This is a genomic window from Vibrio sp. 1069, assembly GCF_033340555.1.
Genome location: NZ_JAWOWP010001006.1, coordinates 1 through 506, shown reverse-complemented (window position 1 = coordinate 506; position 506 = coordinate 1). Strand labels below are relative to the sequence as shown.

1 protein-coding gene is annotated in these 506 nt (G+C 45.1%); it reads left to right on the top strand.

Annotation, left to right across the window (positions count from 1 at the left end):
- A partial coding sequence (locus R7040_RS30295) for a chemotaxis protein CheW (RefSeq protein WP_318079524.1) occupies positions 1–465 on the top strand: 465 nt, incomplete at its 5' end.
- Between the last annotated feature and the right edge of the window lie 41 nt (positions 466–506).

The window sequence follows — 506 nt, the reverse complement described above, 5'->3', positions numbered from 1 at the left end:
AAAGATACATCGAATGACGAAGTTCTTCAGTGGGTGACGTTCCAACTAGAAGAAGAAACGTACGGCATCAACGTAATGCAAGTTCGTGAAGTTCTTCGTTACACTGAAATTGCTCCAGTTCCAGGTGCGCCAGATTACGTACTAGGTATCATCAACCTACGTGGTAACGTTGTAACGGTTATCGATACACGTTCACGCTTCGGTTTGATGGAAGGCGAAGTAACTGATAACACACGTATCATCGTGATCGAATCAGAGCGTCAAGTTATCGGCATCTTGGTAGATAGCGTTGCTGAGGTGGTTTACCTACGTTCTTCTGAGATCGACACTACGCCTTCTGTAGGTACAGACGAAAGCGCGAAATTCATCCAAGGTGTAAGCAACCGTGACGGTAAGCTTCTGATCCTTGTTGATTTGAACAAGCTGCTAACTGACGACGAATGGGACGAGATGGCTCACCTATAATTGGCTGAATGACGATGGCTGAAGAGACTTTTTTATCTGTA